Origin of the sequence: Klebsiella sp. MBT K-1 (genome assembly GCF_002556465.1) — a bacterium.
Lineage (GTDB): Bacteria > Pseudomonadota > Gammaproteobacteria > Enterobacterales > Enterobacteriaceae > Klebsiella > Klebsiella grimontii.
Map to the genome: position 1 here is coordinate 62,654 of NZ_PDEL01000012.1, position 20,438 is coordinate 83,091.

Sequence of the window (20,438 nt, forward strand, 5' to 3'; positions counted from 1 at the left end):
GGGGAGGTGTGTTGTCCACATAATATGATTCACGCTTTGCCAGACAGAATATTCAACATGCGGCGCAATGGTTCCGCTGCTCCCCACAATAGCTGATCGCCGACCGTCAGGACCGAGTAGATAGGTTCATTGTTTAGCGACATTTTCTTGTAACGGCCAATACCAACCTTAAGCGAACCGCTGATATAGGCTGGTGTCAGGGTACTGACACTCTCTTCCTTGTTATTGGGCACATAGTTAACCCAGGGGTGGGAATTCATCACTAATTCTGCAAATTCCTCTTCGTTGACTTCACGCTTGAGCTTAAGGGTTATAGCAGCGCTGTGGCAGCGGATCACGCCGACGCGTATGCATAAGCCGTTTACCGGGATCGTACCGGGAGACAGGCCTAAAATTTTGTTGGTTTCAGCCTCACCTTTCCATTCTTCACGGCTGTTGCCATCCCCTAAATCGCTGTCAATCCAGGGAATGATGCTGCCCATCAAAGGTGCACCGAAGTTCTGGGTCGGCATATCAGCGCTGTTAATCAATTCACTGACCTTATTAACTAACGGGAGCACTGAACCTGAGGATGCCAGCTCATCCGGAGATAAATGGCGGCTTATGTAAGCACTTTGCGCAATGAGTTCCCGTACATACTGTGCACCAGCACCCGATGCGGACTGGTAGGTCATCACACTCATCCATTCGATCAAGTCAGCCTTTATCAACCCAGCCAGCCCCATAAGACTCAGCGTAATGGAACAGTTGCCGCCGACAAAAAGTTTAATACCTTCTTTAATTGCACGATCGATATTGTTGCGGTTGACGGGGTCGAGAATAATGCAGGCTTTCTCATCCATCCGCAGCGCTGAGGCCGCGTCAATCCAGTAGCCTCCCCAGCCATGGTTAAGCAAATCAGGGTATATTGCTTTGGTATAATCCCCACCCTGGCAGGTTATGATGATGTCCATTTCGGCCAGCGCACTCACGGAATTAGCATCTTTAAGTGTGTAGCTGACGCCATCAATGACAGGGCCGGCGGCTCCCGCACTGGAGGTGCTGAAAAAATGCGCTGATATATTGTCGAAGTCGTTCTCTTCGATCATTCGCTGTAGCAAAACAGAACCGACCATTCCTCGCCAACCTACAATGCCAACCTGCTTCATTTGCTTAACCTTAATTACGTTATTAAAATGTTAATTTTCTTCGAAACACGTTATATCTCATCTCAAATTAAAGGTCATTACGAATAACATCCGATTTCGTCATTATTAAAATGTTTCATATAGCATCAGCGATTTTTATCTCTTTCACAGCTAAAAATCACTTCCGGAATAAGGAGAACATCAGCATGGCTGAAGTAGAAGTCTTTATTGCTGATATGTCTCGGTGCTGCGAAATGCTCAGGGCATACCACATCCGATTCCGGCACCGCGAACTGCACTTTTTGGTGTGCAGTGACATCGAATGGAAACACTTTCGTATAGATCTCCGTCGAGCTGATCGACTTCTGTCTCTGCAGGCTCAGCGGCGGCTGCAGCAACAGTTTCATTCAGTCAGGTGCGGACGTTCCGGTCGGTGATTTCCCCTCCGTTGTGCCTGCTTTTTCCGTGTGGTGTTTCAGCGTGGTCAGCTGAACAAAAGGACAGGGCGGCGCCCGTGAAACAGCGCCTGCGCTCCGTTAATCCGGGCGCCGGTGTTCCAGAGCGTGGCCAGAAGTATCTTACGATGAAGATCCGGCACGTAGTGGTGCAGAGCGCTGACTGTCGGCACCTGGGTAGTTCATCTTGCACTATGGCTATCTGCGTTGCCCGGCTGCCCGTGGAAGTGACTGAAGAAGTGAAGGCAGCCTCCGCCGCGCTGTCCGAACGCATCATGGGTGGATAGCCTGATCCACGTAGCCCGATCCTCCGCTATGTCCGCCGTCAGGGCTTTCAGGCACAATGGAAACGCTGGCGGATAACCCTGCCACTAGCTCAATCCCCTCTGGTATCTTATCTAGCTGGATACGGACGGGGACACGCTGCGCAAGCCGCACCCAGCTGAAGGTGGGATTGACATCCGGCAGTCCCAGCCCGCCCGTCTCGTCATTGTTATCGTCGATCCCCCGGCCGATACTCTCCACATGCCCGGTAATGAGCGGGTCAAACCCCATCAGCGAAATGCGCGCGGCGCTGCCGATGCGAATATGACGCAGCTTGGTCTCTTCAAAATAGCCCACCACCCAGAAACTGTGCGCATCGACCACGGCGACTTTTGTCTCTCCCGCCGTGGCGTAATCGCCGGGGCGAAGCCGAAGATGCGTGACGTAGCCGGCAACCGGTGCGCGCACCGTCGCATGGGATAAATTCAGCTGCGCCAGTTCCAGCGCCGCCAGCGCCCCCTGGTAATTGGCCGCCGCGACGCGCGCTGCGCTGCCTGTTTGCTGGATGTCCTCGCTGGAAATGACCCCTTTGATAAGGGCGCGTCGCCTGGCCGCATCCTGGCGCATCACCATCTCATGACGCTTTGCCTCGACGTCGGCCTGCGCGCTGAGCACCGCCAGCTTTAGCCAGCGCGGGTCGATGGCGTAAAGTACATCGCCACGGTTAACCCACTGATTATCCCGCACCGCTACGCTGGTTACCGGCCCGGAAACGTCCGGCGCAATCTGCACCACATCTGCCCGAACGCGGCCATCGCGCGTCCAGGGCGTCTGCGCATACTGTTTCCAGAAAATAAACGCCACGAAAGCCGCCACCGCCACTGCGATTAACGTCAGCGCGTAACGGCCGAGCAAAGAGAGTAAAGATTTCATGCGAATAACCCCAGTGTGGTCAGGCCCTGCAACAGCAGGAAAAAGGTCACGATATAGGTTGAGACATCAAGCAGCGGGCGTAAGGGCAGGCGGCGGTACAGCCTGCTGACAGAGAAAAGCGGCACGAGTAACAGCGTACAGACCAGGGCAATGAGCGCGGTCAGCAGCAGTCCGGGGATAAAAACCCCTCCGATATTGATGTCATTGATCATGCGTCGGTTCCTCGTTCTGCGCCCGTAACGCGCAGTGCAGATCGACCAGCCTGTCGACAAACTGGCGTGAATGTTCATCCGTCGCGGGCAAGCAGCGCTCCGTCATGGCGGCAATGCGCTCGCGTAAGGCTTCGGTCTCCGTTGTGCGGGTAAGAGGATAAAGCACCTCGTGGATATCGCTGCCGGCGGGCGTTTCGCAGCGGCGCAGGCGCATTACGCAGAGGCCAAGGCGCAGAAAGCGCAGCAGGTGTTCAAGCGCCCGCGCGGATGACCGCCCGCTGCGCGGCAAGCGCGGCAGCAGCAAGGCGGCCCGGTCGATCATCAGATTGGTCCAGCGCGTTTCATCGCCTCTAAACGCGTCGTTCACGCTGCGGCGAATATCGCGTTGGCACAGTTTCAGCAGACGGTTTATCGCCGCGTCCGCCTGCACGGTTTGCAGCAGACTCATGCCGATAACCGCAAAGCCGGTCGCCAAAAACAGGGCGATCGCGGTGTTGGCCGCCTCGGCAAAGTCGCCGCTGTAGCGCGCGCCCAGCTCGCAGAGCACAGGTAGCGTCAGGGTGATCCCCATCGCCATAAAGGTGGTGGGGGGCCGCGCCTGTAGCGATCCGGCAAGCAGATAGGCCGGGGCAAGCACCGCCGCCAGTACGGGGAAGTCGCTGAGCGGAGGAAGCAGGGCGAAGCTATAGAGCAGGCTTATTACGACGCCCCAGAAAGAGCCGATAATGTATTTCACAATATGCGGAGCCGGGGTGTCGAAACTGCCAAACAGCGTGCAGCAAACCCCCAGAATCGACACCGCCGTGCCACCATCCGGCCAGGCGGAATAAATCCATGCCAGACAGCCGCTCAGGATGATGACAAACGCGCCCAGCGCCGTTCGGGCGGCACTGAGGGGATCGCGATGGAAAACGTACCCTTTCGCCGCACGGTCTTCCGCCTGCATTGTTGCGGGTCTGGCGTGATGGATGGCCTCCGAAAGCCGCTCACACTGCTGCAGGAGGGCAATCGACTCAGCGAGGTAGCGTAAGAAATTCACCTGCAGCGCATCTTCAAAGGTCAGCGCCTGCGCGGCGTACCGCTGCGCTAACCGCTCGCCGCGTTGCTGTAGCGCATCGGCTGCGCTGTTGCATTTTCCGCTATCGTCGCAGGTCAGCCAGGCCTGAACATCATCCAGCAACGTCCGCGTATCAGCGGGCATCAGCGCGATCGCCTGCAAACGATCGCGTAATTCAACATTGACAATGACTAACCGCGCCAGCCGGTCATGGAGCGCTTTCCTGGCCTGGCGGACCGGTACCGAAAGAGCGAAATCATACGGGATGAGGTGGCTGATGCCCTGCAGGAACTGCAGCGCCAGCGCCAGATGCAGCGGTTCTGACTGCGCGTCGGACTTGCCTGCCAGCGTGTCGGCAATCCGCTGCCGCGCGGTGCCAAGCGTCTGCGCTAATTTGCTGTTGAACAACCCTGATATCCGGGTAGGCAGAATGTAGCGGTGAATCAGCGCGGCGCAGACGATACCGATCGCGATCTCCTGTACCCGGATGATGGCGATGCTAAACACCGTGCCTGGGTCGGCGACGGCGGGAAAACCAATCAGGCTTGCGGTGTAACCGGCCAGCACAAAAGCATAGGCACGAGGCGTGCGTTCAAGCAGGGACAAATAGAGGCAGAAGGTGATCCAGCCTGTCAGCATCACGCTGCATAAAATCGGCGTATTCACAAACGTGGGCACAATCAACACCGTGGCCCCGGCGCCGGCCACGGTACCCGCCAGGCGATAGAGGCTCCTGCTCAGGGAGGCGCCCACCGAGGTTTGCGACACGATATAGACGGTAATGATGGCCCACGAGGGGCGTTCAAGGCCAATCGCCAGGGCGAGGTAATAGGCGAGCATCGCGGCGGCAAAACTCCTGACCGAATAGAGCAGGGCATGGGCGTCGCTTAGCAGCGCGGGTGTGGCCATGCGGCCTGGCCAACGGCTTATCGCGTGCAAAAAATGGCTGTGAAGGGAAGTTAATTTATTCATGGCGGGAATTATTCCCGCTTTGCGTACGTCCTTAAATACCCTATTCTGTCAAAAAATACCTAAATGTTGCCAATGAGATGCCATCCAGACTCGCCCATACCCTGTTTGATCCCGATAGTACGCCGAGCCCGGCCGTCGCGCGGCATATCGATTTCGTTGATTACGCGGCAGAAGTGCCGGTTCATACTCACCGCAAAGGCCAGCTGATCGTGGCCCTGTACGGGGCGGTGATTTGTCGCGCGGAAAATGATATCTGGATAGTGCCGCCAGACTGCGCGGTGTGGATCCCCGGCGGGATCCCGCATAGCGCCAAAGCGACCTGGAATGCGCATCTCAACTATTTGTTTATTGAACCCGGCGCCGCCGCGCTGCCGGAGAAATGCTGCACCCTGGCGATTTCGCCGCTGATTAAAGAGCTCGTCGACCGCTTAACGAATGAGGAGGTTGATTACCCGGCGGAGAGCCACGTCGGCCGATTGATCAGAGTGACGCTCGATGAACTTGCCGCCATGCCGCAGCAGAAATTAAGCCTGCCGGTTTCGGCGCACCCTAAGATCCGCGCCATGGCGGATGCGCTGGTCAGCCACCCGGAGGATCGCAGCACCTTTAAAGTTTGGGCAAAACGGCTGGCGCTCAGCGAGCGCTCATTAGCCCGCCTGATGCTGCGTGAAACCGGGCTGACCTTCGGGCGATGGCGTCAGCAGCTGCATTTGATTATTGCCCTTCGGGAGCTGGCAAGCGGGGTATCGGTGCAAAACGTGGCGGCTAATCTGGGCTATGAGTCGGTCAACGCGTTTATCACTATGTTCAGAAAAACGATGGGCAGCACGCCCGCGCACTACTTTGCCGGTCGAAGAGCGGCAGAGCCCGCAGTGACGCCCATCTTTGATAAGGCGTGAGGCAAAGCTGGCAGTAAGCCGCCAGCCAAAATGTTCGGGGTAGGGACTGCAACGGGGTTAACGCTGCGAGCGTAAACCTTTTTCCGATAAGGGCGCTGATTGCTGGCGTAACCCCTGCGTTTGCGCGCAGCCGATGCTGCGACGCCATGCGCCGGGCGCCTGGCCAAACTGACGCTTGAAGCTGCGGTTGAAGGACTGCTGGGAGTCAAAGCCCAGGGCAATCGCCACGTTCAAAATCGGTTCGTCGCTTTGGGCTAAACGCTCAACCGATTTTTGCAGCTTTTGCGCGCGAATATACTCGGCGAGAGGATAGCCGGTATGCTCTTTGAATATCCGCTGCAGGTGCCATTTGGAATAGCCGGCTCGCCTGGAGACGGTGTCAATGTCCAGACGGCTATCAAGATTGTTGTCGATCCAGCCGAGTAAATCGTGAATGAATGCGCCAGTGTTCATCTTGTCTCCTCCACGCAGCGTCTTAAAGAGCATCTTTATCTGTTGCATTTAAAGGTGGCCCGTTTTTGAATTAATTGCAAGTTTTATTGTTGCATTTAAATCCCCGGTGAAAACGCGCCTTTTTCCAGTGCCAGGAATAGCACATAAAGTGCAACAATTATTCTTGCACTAAATTTAGCGCCTTCCTACAATCGCCGCGATAGTGTATTCGCAATTGTTACAGTTTTGTGGCGATGAACGTCACAAATGGCCTTAAGCCAGCCCGGACAAAGGAAGTGGTGCGGCGTCTTCCGCTGCGTCTTGCCCGGCGGCTACCAATACCGGAATAAAAATAATGAGCCTGCAAAAAACCTGGGGTAACTTTCATCTGACTGTGCCGGGCGTGATGTTACTCTCCGCGCTCCTCGTCGGATGCGATGAGGGAGTCGCGCAAAACGCCGCGCCGCAAGCGCCCGCGGTCAGCGCCGCTGACGTGGTCGTTAAATCCATCAGTCAGTGGGATAGCTTTAACGGTCGGATTGAAGCGGTGGAAAGCGTTCAGCTCCGTCCCCGCGTCTCCGGCTACATTGATAAAGTGAATTACACCGACGGTCAGGAGGTGAAAAAGGGCGAGGTGCTGTTCACTATCGATGACAGAACCTATCGCGCCGCGCTGGAACAGGCGCAGGCGACGCTGGCGAGAGCCAAAACCCAGGCCAGCCTGGCGCGAAGCGAGGCTAACCGTACCGATAAATTAGTCAATACCAACCTGGTTTCCCGCGAAGAGTGGGAGCAGCGCCGTGCGGCGGCCACCCAGGCGCAGGCCGACATCCGCGCCGCGCAGGCGGCGGTCGACGCCGCGCAGCTTAACCTGGATTTCACCAAAGTGACCGCGCCTATCGACGGCCGCGCCAGCCGCGCGTTGATCACCAGCGGTAACCTGGTCACCGCCGGCGACAGCGCCAGCGTACTGACCACGCTGGTATCGCAGAAGACGGTTTACGTCTACTTTGACGTGGACGAGTCGACCTACCTTCACTATCAAAATCTCGCCCGCAGCGGGCAGGGCGCGTCGAGCAATCACCTGGCGCTCCCGGTGGAGATTGGCCTTGTTGGCGAAGAGGGCTACCCCCATCAGGGTAAAGTGGATTTTCTGGATAATCAGTTAACGCCGAGCACCGGTACGATCCGGATGCGCGCGCTGCTGGATAACGCCCAGCGTCAGTTCACGCCGGGGCTTTTTGCCCGCGTCCGCCTGCCGGGCAGTGCCGAGTTCAACGCCACGCTTATCGATGACAAAGCGGTGTTGACCGATCAGGATCGTAAATATGTTTATGTCGTTGATAAAGAGGGTAAAGCGCAGCGTCGCGATATTACGCCGGGGCGTCTGGCGGACGGTCTGCGTATCGTGCAGCAGGGGCTGAAACCTGGCGATAAAGTCATCGTCGATGGTTTACAAAAAGTGTTTATGCCGGGGATGCCGGTTAACGCGAAAACCGTGGCCATGACCGCCAGCACCGCCCTTAACTGATCCCTTATCTGAGAATCCGACCCATGGACTTTTCCCGCTTTTTTATCGACAGGCCGATTTTCGCCGCGGTGCTGTCGATTCTGATTTTTATCACCGGATTAATCGCCATCCCGCTGCTGCCGGTCAGCGAATATCCTGACGTCGTGCCGCCCAGCGTGCAGGTGCGCGCGGAGTATCCTGGCGCCAACCCGAAAGTGATCGCTGAGACCGTGGCGACGCCGCTGGAAGAGGCGATCAACGGCGTTGAAAACATGATGTACATGAAATCCGTCGCTGGCTCCGACGGCGTGCTGGTAACTACCGTCACCTTCCGTCCGGGTACCGACCCGGATCAGGCGCAGGTCCAGGTGCAAAACCGGGTATCGCAGGCCGAAGCGCGTCTGCCGGAAGATGTGCGGCGTTTAGGGATTACCACCCAGAAGCAGTCGCCGACGCTGACGCTGGTGGTGCATCTGTTTTCGCCCGGCGGTAAATACGACTCTCTGTATATGCGTAACTACGCCACGCTAAAAGTGAAAGATGAGCTGGCGCGCCTGCCCGGCGTCGGCCAAATTCAGATTTTTGGCTCGGGCGAATACGCGATGCGCGTCTGGCTCGATCCCAATAAAGTGGCGGCGCGCGGGCTGACCGCCTCGGATGTGGTGACGGCGATGCAGGAGCAAAACGTCCAGGTTTCCGCCGGGCAGCTTGGCGCCGAGCCGCTGCCGAAAGAGAGCGATTTCCTGATCTCCATTAACGCCCAGGGGCGCCTGCACACCGAAGAAGAGTTTGGCAATATTATTCTCAAAACCGCGCAGGACGGCTCGCTGGTGCGCCTGCGCGATGTGGCGCGTATCGAAATGGGCTCCGGCAGCTATGCGCTGCGTTCCCAGTTGAACAACAAAGACGCGGTCGGGATTGGTATCTTCCAGTCGCCGGGGGCGAACGCGATCGATCTCTCGAACGCGGTGCGCGCCAAAATGGACGAGCTGTCGAAGCGTTTCCCGCAGGATATGCAATGGGCGGCGCCTTACGATCCGACGGTGTTTGTTCGCGACTCCATTCGCGCGGTCGTGCAAACGCTGCTGGAAGCGGTGGTGCTGGTGGTGCTGGTGGTGATCCTGTTCCTGCAAACCTGGCGCGCGTCGATTATTCCGCTGATCGCGGTGCCGGTCTCGGTGGTGGGGACCTTCAGCATTCTTTATCTGCTGGGCTTCTCGTTGAACACCCTGAGCCTGTTCGGGCTGGTACTGGCTATCGGCATCGTGGTGGATGACGCCATCGTCGTGGTGGAAAACGTCGAGCGAAATATCGAGGAGGGGCTGGCTCCGCTTGCCGCGGCGCATCAGGCGATGCGTGAAGTGTCCGGGCCGATCATCGCCATTGCGCTGGTGCTGTGCGCGGTGTTCGTGCCGATGGCGTTTCTCTCGGGCGTGACCGGTCAGTTCTACAAACAGTTTGCGGTAACGATCGCGATTTCCACGGTGATTTCGGCCATCAACTCGCTGACGCTCTCTCCGGCGCTGGCCGCGCTGCTGTTGAAGCCGCACGGCGCGCCGAAGGACTTCCCGACCCGGCTTATCGATCGTCTGTTCGGCTGGATTTTCCGTCCGTTTAACCGCTTTTTCCACCGCAGCTCGAACGGCTATCAGGGGTTGGTGGGCAAAACGCTTGGACGACGCGGAGCGGTGTTTGCGGTGTATCTGCTGCTGCTCTGCGCCGCGGGCGTCATGTTTAAAATCGTCCCCGGCGGGTTTATTCCGACCCAGGATAAGCTGTACTTAATCGGCGGCGTGAAAATGCCGGAAGGTTCTTCGCTGGCGCGCACCGATGCGGTGATCCGCAAAATGAGCGAAATCGGGATGAATACCGAAGGCGTGGACTATGCGGTCGCGTTCCCGGGGCTCAACGCGCTGCAGTTCACCAACACGCCGAATACCGGGACGGTCTTCTTTGGCCTGAAGCCGTTCGACCAGCGTCATCATTCGGCGGCGGAAATTAACGCCGAGATTAACGCCAAAATCGCGCAAATCCAGCAGGGCTTTGGCTTCTCGATTTTGCCGCCGCCGATTTTAGGACTGGGTCAGGGTTCCGGCTATTCGCTGTATATTCAGGACCGCGCTGGCCTTGGCTACGGCGCGCTGCAAAGCGCGGTGAACGCGATGTCCGGTACGATTATGCAGACGCCGGGGATGCATTTCCCGATCTCAACCTACCAGGCTAACGTTCCGCAGCTGGATGTGCAGGTCGACAGGGATAAGGCGAAAGCGCAGGGCGTGTCGCTGACCGATCTGTTCGGTACGCTGCAAACCTATCTGGGCTCCTCTTATGTCAATGACTTTAACCAGTTCGGGCGTACCTGGCGCGTGATGGCGCAGGCCGACGGGCCGTTCCGCGAAAGCGTGGAAGATATTGCCAATTTGCGCACCCGCAATAATCAGGGCGAAATGGTGCCGATCGGTAGTATGGTGAATATCAGCACCACCTACGGACCGGACCCGGTGATTCGCTACAATGGTTATCCGGCGGCGGATCTGATCGGCGACGCCGACCCTCGCGTACTTTCTTCCTCGCAGGCGATGACGCAGCTTGACGAGATGTCTAAACAGATACTGCCGAACGGGATGAATATTGAATGGACGGACCTGAGCTTCCAGCAGGCCACCCAGGGCAATACGGCGCTGATCGTCTTCCCGGTGGCGGTACTGCTGGCATTCCTGGTGCTGGCGGCGCTGTATGAAAGCTGGACGCTGCCGCTGGCGGTGATCCTTATCGTACCGATGACGATGCTCTCCGCGCTGTTTGGCGTCTGGCTGACCGGCGGCGATAACAACGTGTTCGTGCAGGTGGGGCTGGTGGTGCTGATGGGGCTGGCCTGTAAAAACGCGATTCTGATCGTCGAGTTTGCCCGCGAGCTGGAAATACAGGGGAAAGGGATCATGGAAGCGGCGCTGGAAGCGTGCCGTCTGCGTTTACGCCCGATCGTGATGACCTCCATCGCCTTTATCGCCGGGACCATCCCGCTGATCCTCGGCCACGGCGCGGGCGCGGAGGTCCGCGGCGTCACCGGGATCACGGTGTTCTCGGGGATGCTGGGCGTGACGCTGTTTGGTCTGTTCCTGACCCCGGTGTTCTATGTGACGCTGCGTAAATTCGTCACACGCGGCAAAGCGGTAAAGGACGTTTCGCCAGCGTAGGGAGCGGCAGATAACAAAAAACCGCCTTCACAGTGAAGGCGGTTTTTTTTGCGCTGAAGGAAAATTAATGAGCTTCTTTATACTTGGCGATAAGTTCAGGCACCGGATCGCACCCGCTGGTATCGGCTTTTTTCACTTCTTCCAGCGCGCTTGCCACGGTGTGGCGCGCCAGTACCTGTAGTGAAGCCTGCTCCGCTTCATCGGCGATAGATTTGAAGTACCAGCATGCGTTCGCGCTGACCACGCAGCGGGCAGGGACGTCAGGACGCGACGCCCACAGCTTTTTATCTTCGATGACGGAGACGTAGATATCGCGCAGGGTGATCTCTTCCGCCGGGCGGCCAAGATGAATAGAGCCGTTGCGGCCAAGGGTAGAGACGATGATGCCGTCACGGGTGAGAGGAACCATGAGTTTGCGGATAAAGCTCGGGTTCGCTTCCAGACCGTAGGCCAGAATCGCACTCGTTGAGCGTTCACCCAACTGCTCCGCCATTGCTACGCTGAGAACCATCTGCAAAGCTGTCGGGAAGCGGTAATCTAACATTTTCTTATCCTGGGTAGCGGTGAATCTTGTTCTTTTTGGCACCGCAGAGGTGAGTAAGCAATAAACAAACAATATACCAAATACGGTAATTTTTTTGAAGCAATCTGCGCTATGCCTGCGACTTAAAAAAGCGTTTCCGACCTGAACTGGAGGTTGGCGTCGCCTCCTTCCTGTCCCGGCCAAGGCGGTAAACAATGAAGAGGGGAGAGGGGGATGATGCGAACCGAACGTGGTGCTGTTCAGGTGCCGGCCGCAACAGGATCGGCAAGCATGGCATCGACGATATCCAGCATTGCCCGCAGGCGATCCATATGTCGGAGATCAGAGTGATACCCGACCCATATATCTTTGGATGGCGGTGGCGTCGGCGTGCCAATGCGCTGCAATCCGGAGAGGGCATCGCCAAGAGGCTGCGGTAGCACGGCCATCCCCATTCCCCGCTGACACATCTGCGCCTGAACGGCCCGACTGGTACTGGTGAACACCCGCCGCGACAGGGGGAAGCCGTCAAGCAGCCAGGCAACATCAGAAAAGTGAGATTGCGCCGTATTCATCAAAATAAGCCCCACGGCGGCCGGATCGTGCTGCACCGTCTGCGCGGTTTCCGCTGTTCCATACAGCGCATAGGGCATACTCATCAGGCGGCGCTGGACAATATCCGGTTCGGTAAACGGGACGATGCGAAACGCGATGTCGGCATCGCGGCGCGACAAATTGAGCAAGCGGTAGCTTGCAATGACTTCCGGCACAATGGCCGGGTGGCGGCGCGTCAGTTCGACAAGCACCGGGGCCAGAACATAGTTAGCGAACCATTCTGCTGAAGATATCCTTAATATCCCTTCAAGACGTTCATGATTCCCCGCCAGGCGTCGTTCCATTGCCAGCGCGGAGTTTTCCATCGCCTCAGCCAGCTTAAGAACTCTGTCGCCGGCGTCCGTTAGCACCAGACCCTCCCTTGTACGGCGGAACAGCGCCTGCTGGGCTTCATCTTCCAGCGCTTTTATCCTGCGTCCTACCGTCGGATGACTCACGCCAAGGCTTCGCGCTGCCTCACCGAAGGAGCCTTGACGAAGGACTGCAAGAAATACCCGGACGTCTCCCCATTCCATTTCATGGTCTCACCGTTCAAAAATGAACATCAAATATACAAAAGTGTCAGTTCCAAAACAACTTTGTAGGTATCACTATTGCCTCCTCGACCTAACCCTATGGAGTGTTCTATGTCGACCCATCGCATCACGCAAGCTGAGCCGCGCCGCTGGGCCATGTTCGTCATTTTGCTGGTCGGCGCGTTTTTGCCGCCGCTCGATTTTTTTATCGTCAATGTTGCGCTGCCTGCCATCCAGAGCGAGCTGGGCGCCTCTTTCTCCGCCGAACAGCTGGTCATTTCATCCTATGCGGCTGTGTATGCTGTCACCCTCATTACCGGAGGCCGCCTGGGCGATATTTATGGCCGCGGCAGGATGTTTTTCCTTGGGCTTATCGGTTTTGCTGCTGCATCGTTATTGTGCGGTTTAGCCTGGTCACCGTGGGTGATGATTATCGGACGCATTTTACAGGGTGCCACGGCTGCGATTATGGCCCCCCAGGCGCTGGCTTCCGTGCAGGCCATTTTCCCGGAAGCGGAAAAACCGTTCGCGCTGAGTCTGTATGGCGCAGTGTTTGGCCTGGCCTCCGTTATCGGCCAGGTATCAGGCGGCATTCTGATCTCAGCGAACCTGTTTGGCCTGGGATGGCGGACTATTTTTCTCGTTAACCTGCCGGTGGCGCTGCTGGTCATCCTCTTTGGCGTGCCGCTGCTGAAAGAGACGCGGGCGCAATCTGCACAGCGGCTGGACCCCGTCGGCACGCTGCTGACAACCGTGATGCTGAGCGCGGTGATTGTGCCGTTGACTGAAGGCCGAGAGGCAGGGTGGCCGTGGTGGACGTGGCTGTCATTGCTTGCTTTCCCACTGCTGGCCCGATTGTTATGGCGCTATGAGGATCGGCTTAGCCAGCATGGCGGTTCGCCGCTACTTAATCCTGCCGTGTTGCGCGCGCCGGGACTGGGCCAGGGACTGGCGATCGTATTGCTGTTTTATTCCATCGGCGCTTTCTTTCTTTTATTTTCCATTTATCTACAAGGCGCGTTGCATTTGAACGCCCTGACCGCGGGCCTGATTTTTCTGCCCTTTGGCGTCGGCTTTCTGATCGGACCGTTGCTGACGCCTTATCTCAGGCGCTTGGTTGGCAATTACCTGAGCGCAATCGGGATGGGATGCGAGACCTTAGGGCTGGCAGGTCTTGCAGGGGTCATTGCCAATACGCCGACGGGCAGTTCTCCCGCCGCGTTGCCGCTCGCCCTATTGCTTTTTGTTACCGGTCTCGGCCAGGGGCTGGCGATGCCAACGCTGGTCAGAATGGTAACCGGCCGCGTTGCGCCGGCGTTTTCGGGAATGATTGCCGGCGTGACCAGCTCGGCGCTGCAGCTCAGCACGGCGCTGAGCGTCGCGGTGATTGGCGGCCTTTTTTACAGCATGTTGGACAACGGGAAAAGCGCGGCGAATATCACCCAGGCTTTTATCGTCGCGCTGGCGGCGATGTCGCTCTGCCTTGCCGCGGGCGCCGGGTTAAGTTTCCGCCTTCTCCGGCGCTCTTCGGAATGGGACCGGCGATAGCGCTAAAAAAATCCACGCCGGGCGTGGATTTTAGAGGGGACGTGTGGGCAAGGAGCTAGCCTTCACGCTTTGCCATCAGCAGCGAAAGGTCGACGAGGCGATTGGAGAATCCCCACTCATTGTCGTACCACGCCAGAATTTTGACCATATTGCCGCCAATCACCAGCGTTGACAGACCATCGATAATGGAGGAACGCGGATCGCCCCGGTAGTCGCTTGAGACCAGCGGCTCATCGCTATAGCCGAGGATACCTTTCAGCGGCCCCGTCGCGGCGGCTTCACGAAACGCGTTATTGACCTCTTCAGCCGTGACATCCCGCTCGAGCGTTACGGTCAGATCGACAATCGACACCACCGGAACCGGTACGCGCAGCGAGTAACCGGTTAAGCGGCCGTCCAGCTCAGGGATAACTTTGCCAAGCGCCTTCGCGGCACCGCTGGAGTAGGGCACAATCGACAGCGCGGCGGCGCGGGCGCCACGGAGATCTTTTTCCGGCTGGTCGTGCAGCGCCTGGCTGTTGGTGTAGGCGTGGGTGGTGTTCATCAGGCCATGTTTAATACCGAAATGCTGGTGCAGCACCTGCGCGGCAGGCGCCAGGCCGTTGGTGGTGCAGCTACCGTTGCTGACCACGTAGTGCTTATCCGGTGAATAGAGGCCATCGTTAACACCCATCACGATGGTTAAATCCTCATTTTTACCGGGAGCGGAGATAATCACGCGCCTGGCGCCACCGCTGTGGATGTGTACCGCCGCCTTGTCGCGGTCAGTAAAGAAGCCTGTGGCCTCAATGACAATATCCACCTCGCTCTGACGCCACGGGATGCTCGCTGGGTCGCGTTCGCTGAAGACGGTAATGGTTTTTCCGTCAACCACAAGCTGCCCCTCACCGGCGGTGACGTCGGCGTCGAGTTTACCGAGCAGCGAGTCGTATTTCAGCAGATGGGCCAGCGTTTTACTGTCGGTCAGATCGTTGATGGCCACAATCTGAATCTCCGGGTTACCCTGGGCAGCACGCAGTACGTTGCGACCGATACGGCCAAAACCATTAATACCGACCTTTACCATGATCAACTCCTTAGTTGTTGTCTCTGAAGTTAATGTAGGCCGGTCGCTGGTTGGCGTAAATGACGGAAAAGGATCACTTTACGCCATTTTACGGCAATGAAAACGCTGGCGGTATTCACCCGGCGTCAGGTGAAGCTGTTTTTCAAACTGCCGTCGCAGGTTAATGCTGCTGCCAAATCCCGTTTGTTCGGCGATACGATCCAGCGTCTCGGCTGTCTGCTCCAGACGCTGCCGGGCCGCGGCCAGGCGGGCTTCGGCGACGTAGCGCGCCGGCGACGCGCCGGTTTCCCGGGTAAATACGCGGGTGAAATTACGTGGGCTCATGGCCACTTTTTCCGCCAGTTTTTCCACACAGAGGTCGGCGGTGAGGTTCTCAAGCACCCAGGCCAGCAGATCGTTTATGGGGCCCAGGGTACTGGTCTGCTGTAGGTTGTAGCGGCTAAACTGCAGCTGGCCTCCGGGACGGCGCAGGTACATGACGAAGTCCTGGGCGATATCGCGCGCCAGGCTGAAGCCGTAGTCCTCCTCAACCAGCGCTAGCGTCAGGTCAAAGCCGGAACTGACCCCGCCGGAGGTCCAGATATGCTCGTCCTGAATATAGAGCGGGCCGCCTTCCACGCGCACCTGAGGGAATTCCGCCTGCAGGGTTTCCAGCAGCTTCCAGTGGGTAGTGGCGCGTCTGCCGTCCAGTAACCCGGTTTGCGCCAGCAGCATCGCGCCGCCGCATATGGACGCAATGCGGCGGGCATGGGGGGCAGCCAGCCGCAGCCAGTCAACGACCGCGATCCCTTCCTGCGGGTTTTGACCTCTGCCGGTAATCATGATGGTATCAAGCGGCTCGCGGGGGTCTATCTCATGCAGGCGATGATCGGCCAGCAGATTTAAACCGGACTGACCATGGATCACCTGATGCGGCTGGGTTGTCGCGAGCTGCACCTGGTAACCGTTGCCCTTAGCGCCTTCCGGGTGCAGGCGGTTGGCCTGCATCAGAATGTCGGCAATACCGGCGGATTCAAACAGCATGCCGCCATCGGGGACAATAATAAGTATCTTCTTCATGTCCTGAAAAGTAATCTTTTTACAGAATAAGTCAACAGAACCGATTGGCCTGGGCGAAGGGCGTTGAACAGAGGCTTGCTCAGCCAGAGAGCGGCAGGGCGCCGGGAAAACCCGGGGGAAATATCGCCATGAATAGCATACAGCCAGCCAGATGCTCGCCTGTCAGCGTTGATAATTTGACGGAAATGTCCGGCGTCAACGGCCCCCGACCAGTTCATGGCATAAGCTACCGAGCTGCTCCACGGCCTGCAAAAGCGCGGGCGTGGGTTCGTTCGCACCGTTCAGGCGCAGGTAGTTTTGCAGTTCAGCTGCGCCCGGGGAAAACAGCGGCCCCGGACTGACGCCAATACCCAGGGCGAGGGCGCGACGATGGACTTCCAGGGCGTCGATCCCGGACGGCAGTTTGACCCAAATCAGAAAGCCGGCTTCGGGCGCCGCTACGCGCGTGCCCGGTGGGAAGCAGGCGTCAACCCTGGCGATAATGGCCCGCATACCTTCCGCAATCCGCAGCTTCAGGTGCCGCAGGTGCCGGTCATAATCTCCGCTGGCGAGGATCTCGTTCGCCGCGGCCTCTATCAGCGGCGCGCCCGCCCATTCCCCGGCCATGCGGGCCTGCAACACTGCCGGGTAATAGCGTCCGGCGGCAATCCAGCCAATTCGCCAGCCCGGCGCCAGGGTTTTCGACAGAGAACTGCAATAAATCACATTTCCGCCCTTGTCGAAGGCTTTACACGCGGGCGGACGCTGCGCGCCACCGGCCAGATCGCCGTAGACATCGTCCTCAATTAAAGGGATGCCCTGATCGGCAAGCAGGGCCACCAGCGCCTGCTTGCGCGCGACGGGCATGCTGGCGCCCAGCGGATTTTGCACCGTGGGTGAGGCCAGAACGGCTGCCGGACGGTGGTGCTTAATGGCCTCTTTAAGCGGCGCCAGTAATAACCCTTTAATCGGGTCCGTGGGGATCTGTAACGCCTTCAGCCCCAGATCTTCCAGCAGCAGAAGCGTGCCGAAATAGGCGGGCTGCTCAATCGCCACCGCATCGCCCGGCTGGCATACCGCGCGGAGCGCCAGGCGTAGCGCCTGGGTTGCGCCTGCGGTGATGATAAGGTCATCGGCGCCAAAAAGGGCGCCCCACTGCGCCGCGCGGGCGGCAATCTTTCTGCGCAGGTCCGCTCTTCCCGGGGGCAGGCTGTAGCTCTGCCCGCGCGCATCAAGCCGACGACCGGCAGTGTGCAACGCCCGCTGCAAAGCCTCGACGGGAAGCCAGGCGGGATCGGGTAGCGCGGCGCCAAGCGGCACCAGACGCGCTTCAGCGCTACCGAACAACGAGCGGGCGATGGCGGACATGGTCACCGGCACCGGGCCGGATAAAGATGCTGCGCGCTGCCCGTCTTTGGCGGTGTTTATCTGGCGGACAAAGTAGCCTGAACGCGGTCGGGCGACGATCAGCCCCTCCGCCTCAAGATAACGCAGGGCTTCCAGCGCCGTGGGAAGGCTGACCTGCTCGCGCTCGGCCAGTTTGCGCGCGGAGATAATGCGATCGCCTGCCCGCAAAGCGCCTGAAGTAAGCGTCAGCCGCAGCATATCGGCTATTCGGCGGTAGTGGAGAATCGGCGGGAGAGGGTCGGACATCGTCATCTGTATAGTCTGATTTTTGATAAATCTGACTATACAGGCGTTGCGGGGCGCCATCTATAGTGGGTTCAACACAATCCAGCCAAGGAAATAACATGCACAGCGACAGTTTTGACCTTTCCCTTTACTTCCGCCGCATAGGCTATAGCGGGCCTGCGGCTGCAGATACCGCGACGCTGCACGCGCTCATGCGCCACCAGCTCTTTTCGATCCCCTTCGAGAACCTGGACGTACAGGCAGGTAAAATCGTTTCGATGGAGCCCGATGATATTGCCAACAAGCTCTTACGGCAGAGACGGGGCGGCTACTGCTATGAACTCAACGGGCTGTTTACGATGGCGCTGGAAGCGCTGGGTATTGCCTGGCGGTTTGTCGCGGCGCGGCCCATGTTCTATCCTGCGCGCCGGCCTAAAACCCATATGGCGGTGGTCGCGGAAGTTGATGGCCGTCAGTGGCTTTGCGACCTTGGCTTTGGGAGCTACGGTATCCGCGCGCCGCTGGCCCTGGACGAACTTGATACGGACATCATCCAGGATTTTGATACGTTCCGGCTTACGCGTGATGCGAACGGAAGCTATCTGCTGCAGGCGAGGGTTGAGGGAAGCTGGGCCAATCAATACGGTTTTGACCTGTCACCTCAGGAGTGGATTGATTTTGTTCCGGCCAATTTTCTTAACTCCACGCATCCCGATGCGGTCTTTGTACAAAAGCTGCTGGTGATACAGCATCAGCCCGAGGGGCGTTTTATTCTGCTCGGCAATATGCTTAAGAGTATTACCGCCGACCGCGTAGAGAAGCAGTGGCTGACAGAAGATGAAATAGCGCATGCGCTTGAGAACCGCTTTGCTTTGTCTGCTCGCTAATTAGGCAAAAGGGCGAGCTAGCCCACGGCGAGACGAATACGAAGCCGATATAACGGGGAAGGGAAGCAAACCTTCCCCGCGTTCCTTTTGCTCAGTTGATATACTTCGATCGGCCGCCAGCTATGTATTACGGTTCAGGCCGTGGTATTAAATCGTCGATAATGCAAATCGTAAACGTACGCCACTTTTAATAACCAAGATCATTCAGTGAATTACCCGTATAAAATTAAGATAATTCCATAAAAACTGGGCAATATAGCTCCGCGAAAAATATTGTCGGCAAAATCTATCCTCACCAATATCCCCGTTATTTACAGTCGGTTACGGCTATGTGGTAATATTTTTGGCGATAAGTAATGGTTAAAACAAAATCATCTACTAAAATAAAATTGTTGATTAAATTCATACACTACCAATTTGTACTCATTTAGATAATTGGCCCCTGGTCAATCGCCCGCTATTTAAGCGGCGAGCGATAATTATCCCGCTCGATATTACCGTAGTTCTGGCGGGTTAATGTCTGCAGTGGACGTTTATAGCAAACGACGTCGGGGCTAATGAGTTATTTCAAAGGACAACGTAAATGACGAATATCTACGACTCTACCTCTATCAGTAGTCAGGTACCCGCGGCCGCGGTTAACAGCGCGAGCGCGGTATCATGGGGGGCGATATTTGCAGGCGCCGCCGCCGCGGCGTCGCTGGCGCTTATGCTGCTCATGCTTGGCGCCGGATTGGGCCTTACCTCAATTTCCCCGTGGGAAAATCAAGGACTTGCGGCGGGAACCGTCGGTATTGCCGCCATCGCATGGCTGACGTTTACCCAAATAGTGGCGTCAGGTATGGGCGGATACCTCGCCGGGCGGCTGCGGACTAAATGGGTAGACACTCATACCAATGAAATCTATTTCCGCGACACGGCGCATGGCTTTCTGACGTGGGCCGTGGCGCTGCTGGTCTCCGCTGTGCTGTTGACCACCACCATCAGTTCGCTGATCGGCGGTAGCGCAAAAGTGATAGGTTCCGTTGCCGGCGGCGCGACGGCAACCGCCATGAATAACGCGGGGGACGGAGCCTCTCTGTTATCGAAGTCATCGATGGAATATTTTACCCATTCACTGTTCAGGGCTACCGCTGCCACTCCGGCGGATAATAGCGGGCTGCCAGCAAATTCATCAGGCAATGACGTTATGGCAATGAATCATCCTGTGCCGCCAAAGGCGGAGTCACCGGCTCAATTAGCCGAGGTGACGGGTATTTTTGCTAATAGCATTAATTCTGGCGCGCTTCCCCAGGACGATCTGACGTATGTGGCGCAGCTGGTTTCTCAGAATACCGGCATCAGTCAGAAAGAGGCCGAACAGCGGGTACAGGCGGTTTATGATAAAGCCCAGGCCAATTTAAAAGAGGCAAAAGATAAAGCGCAGCAGACCGCAGACGCCGCCAGAAAAACCACTAGCTACGTCACCCTGTGGTCATTCATTTCTCTGTTAATCGGCGCTTTTGTTGCCAGTCTCTGCGCAACTTATGGCGGCCGTCAGCGTGATTTATAACGTC

At 57.5% G+C, this 20,438-nt stretch carries 16 protein-coding genes and 1 pseudogene; 6 read left to right on the forward strand and 11 right to left on the reverse strand.

The annotated features are described in order from the left end of the window. Window positions 1–29 precede the first annotated feature (29 nt). From asd to CMQ96_RS18720, 5 genes and pseudogenes are all read right to left on the reverse strand, one after another. Entirely contained in the window at window positions 30–1,148 is a 1,119-nt protein-coding gene (gene asd / locus CMQ96_RS18700) for an aspartate-semialdehyde dehydrogenase (RefSeq protein WP_098067143.1), read from the reverse strand. Between the two features lie 125 nt (window positions 1,149–1,273). Continuing rightward, a pseudogene (locus CMQ96_RS18705) lies at window positions 1,274–1,784 on the reverse strand (hypothetical protein). 71 nt (window positions 1,785–1,855) lie between these two features. Continuing rightward, the gene (locus tag CMQ96_RS18710) at window positions 1,856–2,779 is read right to left on the reverse strand and encodes an HlyD family secretion protein (protein ID WP_098067144.1); all 924 of its coding nucleotides are present in this window, start codon (window positions 2,777–2,779) and stop codon (window positions 1,856–1,858) included. Beyond that, window positions 2,776–2,991 (reverse strand): DUF1656 domain-containing protein, encoded by a 216-nt coding sequence (locus tag CMQ96_RS18715; RefSeq protein ID WP_004121021.1) that lies wholly within the window; start codon window positions 2,989–2,991, stop codon window positions 2,776–2,778. Before CMQ96_RS18715 ends, CMQ96_RS18710 begins: the two co-directional genes overlap by 4 nt. Further along, complete coding sequence (locus CMQ96_RS18720) at window positions 2,981–5,020, reverse strand: FUSC family protein (RefSeq protein WP_098067145.1); 2,040 nt, start codon at window positions 5,018–5,020, stop codon at window positions 2,981–2,983. The genes CMQ96_RS18715 and CMQ96_RS18720 overlap by 11 nt, the downstream gene beginning before the upstream one ends. 77 nt (window positions 5,021–5,097) lie before the next feature. Between CMQ96_RS18720 and CMQ96_RS18725 the strand changes: the two genes are divergently transcribed. Then, on the forward strand, window positions 5,098–5,919 hold the full coding sequence (locus CMQ96_RS18725) for a helix-turn-helix domain-containing protein (RefSeq protein ID WP_049087392.1): 822 nt from the start codon (window positions 5,098–5,100) through the stop codon (window positions 5,917–5,919). 57 nt (window positions 5,920–5,976) lie between these two features. Here the strand turns inward: CMQ96_RS18725 and CMQ96_RS18730 are convergent, their stop codons facing one another. After that, window positions 5,977–6,372 (reverse strand): helix-turn-helix domain-containing protein, encoded by a 396-nt coding sequence (locus CMQ96_RS18730; RefSeq protein ID WP_024358325.1) that lies wholly within the window; start codon window positions 6,370–6,372, stop codon window positions 5,977–5,979. Window positions 6,373–6,706: 334 nt separating this feature from the next. Between CMQ96_RS18730 and CMQ96_RS18735 the strand changes: the two genes are divergently transcribed. Then, window positions 6,707–7,882, forward strand: coding sequence for an efflux RND transporter periplasmic adaptor subunit (locus CMQ96_RS18735; RefSeq protein WP_049086395.1), 1,176 nt, complete (start codon window positions 6,707–6,709; stop codon window positions 7,880–7,882). A 23-nt stretch (window positions 7,883–7,905) separates the two neighbouring features. After that, on the forward strand, window positions 7,906–11,058 hold the full coding sequence (oqxB, locus tag CMQ96_RS18740) for a multidrug efflux RND transporter permease subunit OqxB (protein WP_098067146.1): 3,153 nt from the start codon (window positions 7,906–7,908) through the stop codon (window positions 11,056–11,058). A 64-nt stretch (window positions 11,059–11,122) separates the two neighbouring features. On the opposite strand, the gene CMQ96_RS18745 is transcribed toward oqxB, so the two are convergent. Next, window positions 11,123–11,602 (reverse strand): Rrf2 family transcriptional regulator, encoded by a 480-nt coding sequence (locus tag CMQ96_RS18745; RefSeq protein WP_004121015.1) that lies wholly within the window; start codon window positions 11,600–11,602, stop codon window positions 11,123–11,125. Window positions 11,603–11,841: 239 nt separating this feature from the next. Continuing rightward, on the reverse strand, window positions 11,842–12,711 hold the full coding sequence (locus CMQ96_RS18750) for a LysR family transcriptional regulator (RefSeq protein WP_049131852.1): 870 nt from the start codon (window positions 12,709–12,711) through the stop codon (window positions 11,842–11,844). Between the two features lie 111 nt (window positions 12,712–12,822). On the opposite strand from CMQ96_RS18750, the gene CMQ96_RS18755 reads away from it, so the two are divergent. Continuing rightward, on the forward strand, window positions 12,823–14,259 hold the full coding sequence (locus tag CMQ96_RS18755; protein WP_098067147.1) for an MFS transporter: 1,437 nt from the start codon (window positions 12,823–12,825) through the stop codon (window positions 14,257–14,259). Between the two features lie 55 nt (window positions 14,260–14,314). On the opposite strand, the gene gap is transcribed toward CMQ96_RS18755, so the two are convergent. The 3 genes from gap to CMQ96_RS18770 form a co-directional block, all read right to left on the reverse strand. After that, a complete protein-coding gene (gene gap, locus CMQ96_RS18760; protein WP_004139087.1) occupies window positions 14,315–15,325 on the reverse strand; it encodes a type I glyceraldehyde-3-phosphate dehydrogenase in 1,011 nt (336 codons plus the stop codon). Between the two features lie 78 nt (window positions 15,326–15,403). After that, the gene (locus CMQ96_RS18765) at window positions 15,404–16,384 is read right to left on the reverse strand and encodes a GlxA family transcriptional regulator (RefSeq protein ID WP_004139086.1); all 981 of its coding nucleotides are present in this window, start codon (window positions 16,382–16,384) and stop codon (window positions 15,404–15,406) included. A gap of 195 nt (window positions 16,385–16,579) precedes the next feature. Continuing rightward, entirely contained in the window at window positions 16,580–18,076 is a 1,497-nt protein-coding gene (locus CMQ96_RS18770; RefSeq protein WP_098067148.1) for a PLP-dependent aminotransferase family protein, read from the reverse strand. Window positions 18,077–18,114: 38 nt separating this feature from the next. On the opposite strand from CMQ96_RS18770, the gene CMQ96_RS18775 reads away from it, so the two are divergent. After that, the gene (locus CMQ96_RS18775) at window positions 18,115–18,882 is read left to right on the forward strand and encodes an arylamine N-acetyltransferase (RefSeq protein ID WP_004139077.1); all 768 of its coding nucleotides are present in this window, start codon (window positions 18,115–18,117) and stop codon (window positions 18,880–18,882) included. A 583-nt stretch (window positions 18,883–19,465) separates the two neighbouring features. Further along, complete coding sequence (locus CMQ96_RS18780) at window positions 19,466–20,434, forward strand: hypothetical protein (protein ID WP_064371723.1); 969 nt, start codon at window positions 19,466–19,468, stop codon at window positions 20,432–20,434. The last annotated feature ends 4 nt before the right edge of the window (window positions 20,435–20,438 follow it).

Coding starts and splice junctions, on each gene's coding strand:
- CMQ96_RS18730 (WP_024358325.1), bottom strand. CDS start 6,372: ATGAACACTGGCGCATTCATTCACGATTTACTCGGCTGGATCGACAAC.
- CMQ96_RS18725 (WP_049087392.1), top strand. CDS start 5,098: ATGCCATCCAGACTCGCCCATACCCTGTTTGATCCCGATAGTACGCCG.
- CMQ96_RS18765 (WP_004139086.1), bottom strand. CDS start 16,384: ATGAAGAAGATACTTATTATTGTCCCCGATGGCGGCATGCTGTTTGAA.
- CMQ96_RS18735 (WP_049086395.1), top strand. CDS start 6,707: ATGAGCCTGCAAAAAACCTGGGGTAACTTTCATCTGACTGTGCCGGGC.
- CMQ96_RS18775 (WP_004139077.1), top strand. CDS start 18,115: ATGCACAGCGACAGTTTTGACCTTTCCCTTTACTTCCGCCGCATAGGC.
- gap (WP_004139087.1), bottom strand. CDS start 15,325: ATGGTAAAGGTCGGTATTAATGGTTTTGGCCGTATCGGTCGCAACGTA.
- CMQ96_RS18750 (WP_049131852.1), bottom strand. CDS start 12,711: ATGGAATGGGGAGACGTCCGGGTATTTCTTGCAGTCCTTCGTCAAGGC.
- CMQ96_RS18770 (WP_098067148.1), bottom strand. CDS start 18,076: ATGGCGCCCCGCAACGCCTGTATAGTCAGATTTATCAAAAATCAGACT.
- CMQ96_RS18755 (WP_098067147.1), top strand. CDS start 12,823: ATGTCGACCCATCGCATCACGCAAGCTGAGCCGCGCCGCTGGGCCATG.
- CMQ96_RS18720 (WP_098067145.1), bottom strand. CDS start 5,020: ATGAATAAATTAACTTCCCTTCACAGCCATTTTTTGCACGCGATAAGC.
- CMQ96_RS18710 (WP_098067144.1), bottom strand. CDS start 2,779: ATGAAATCTTTACTCTCTTTGCTCGGCCGTTACGCGCTGACGTTAATC.
- CMQ96_RS18715 (WP_004121021.1), bottom strand. CDS start 2,991: ATGATCAATGACATCAATATCGGAGGGGTTTTTATCCCCGGACTGCTG.
- asd (WP_098067143.1), bottom strand. CDS start 1,148: ATGAAGCAGGTTGGCATTGTAGGTTGGCGAGGAATGGTCGGTTCTGTT.
- oqxB (WP_098067146.1), top strand. CDS start 7,906: ATGGACTTTTCCCGCTTTTTTATCGACAGGCCGATTTTCGCCGCGGTG.
- CMQ96_RS18780 (WP_064371723.1), top strand. CDS start 19,466: ATGACGAATATCTACGACTCTACCTCTATCAGTAGTCAGGTACCCGCG.
- CMQ96_RS18745 (WP_004121015.1), bottom strand. CDS start 11,602: ATGTTAGATTACCGCTTCCCGACAGCTTTGCAGATGGTTCTCAGCGTA.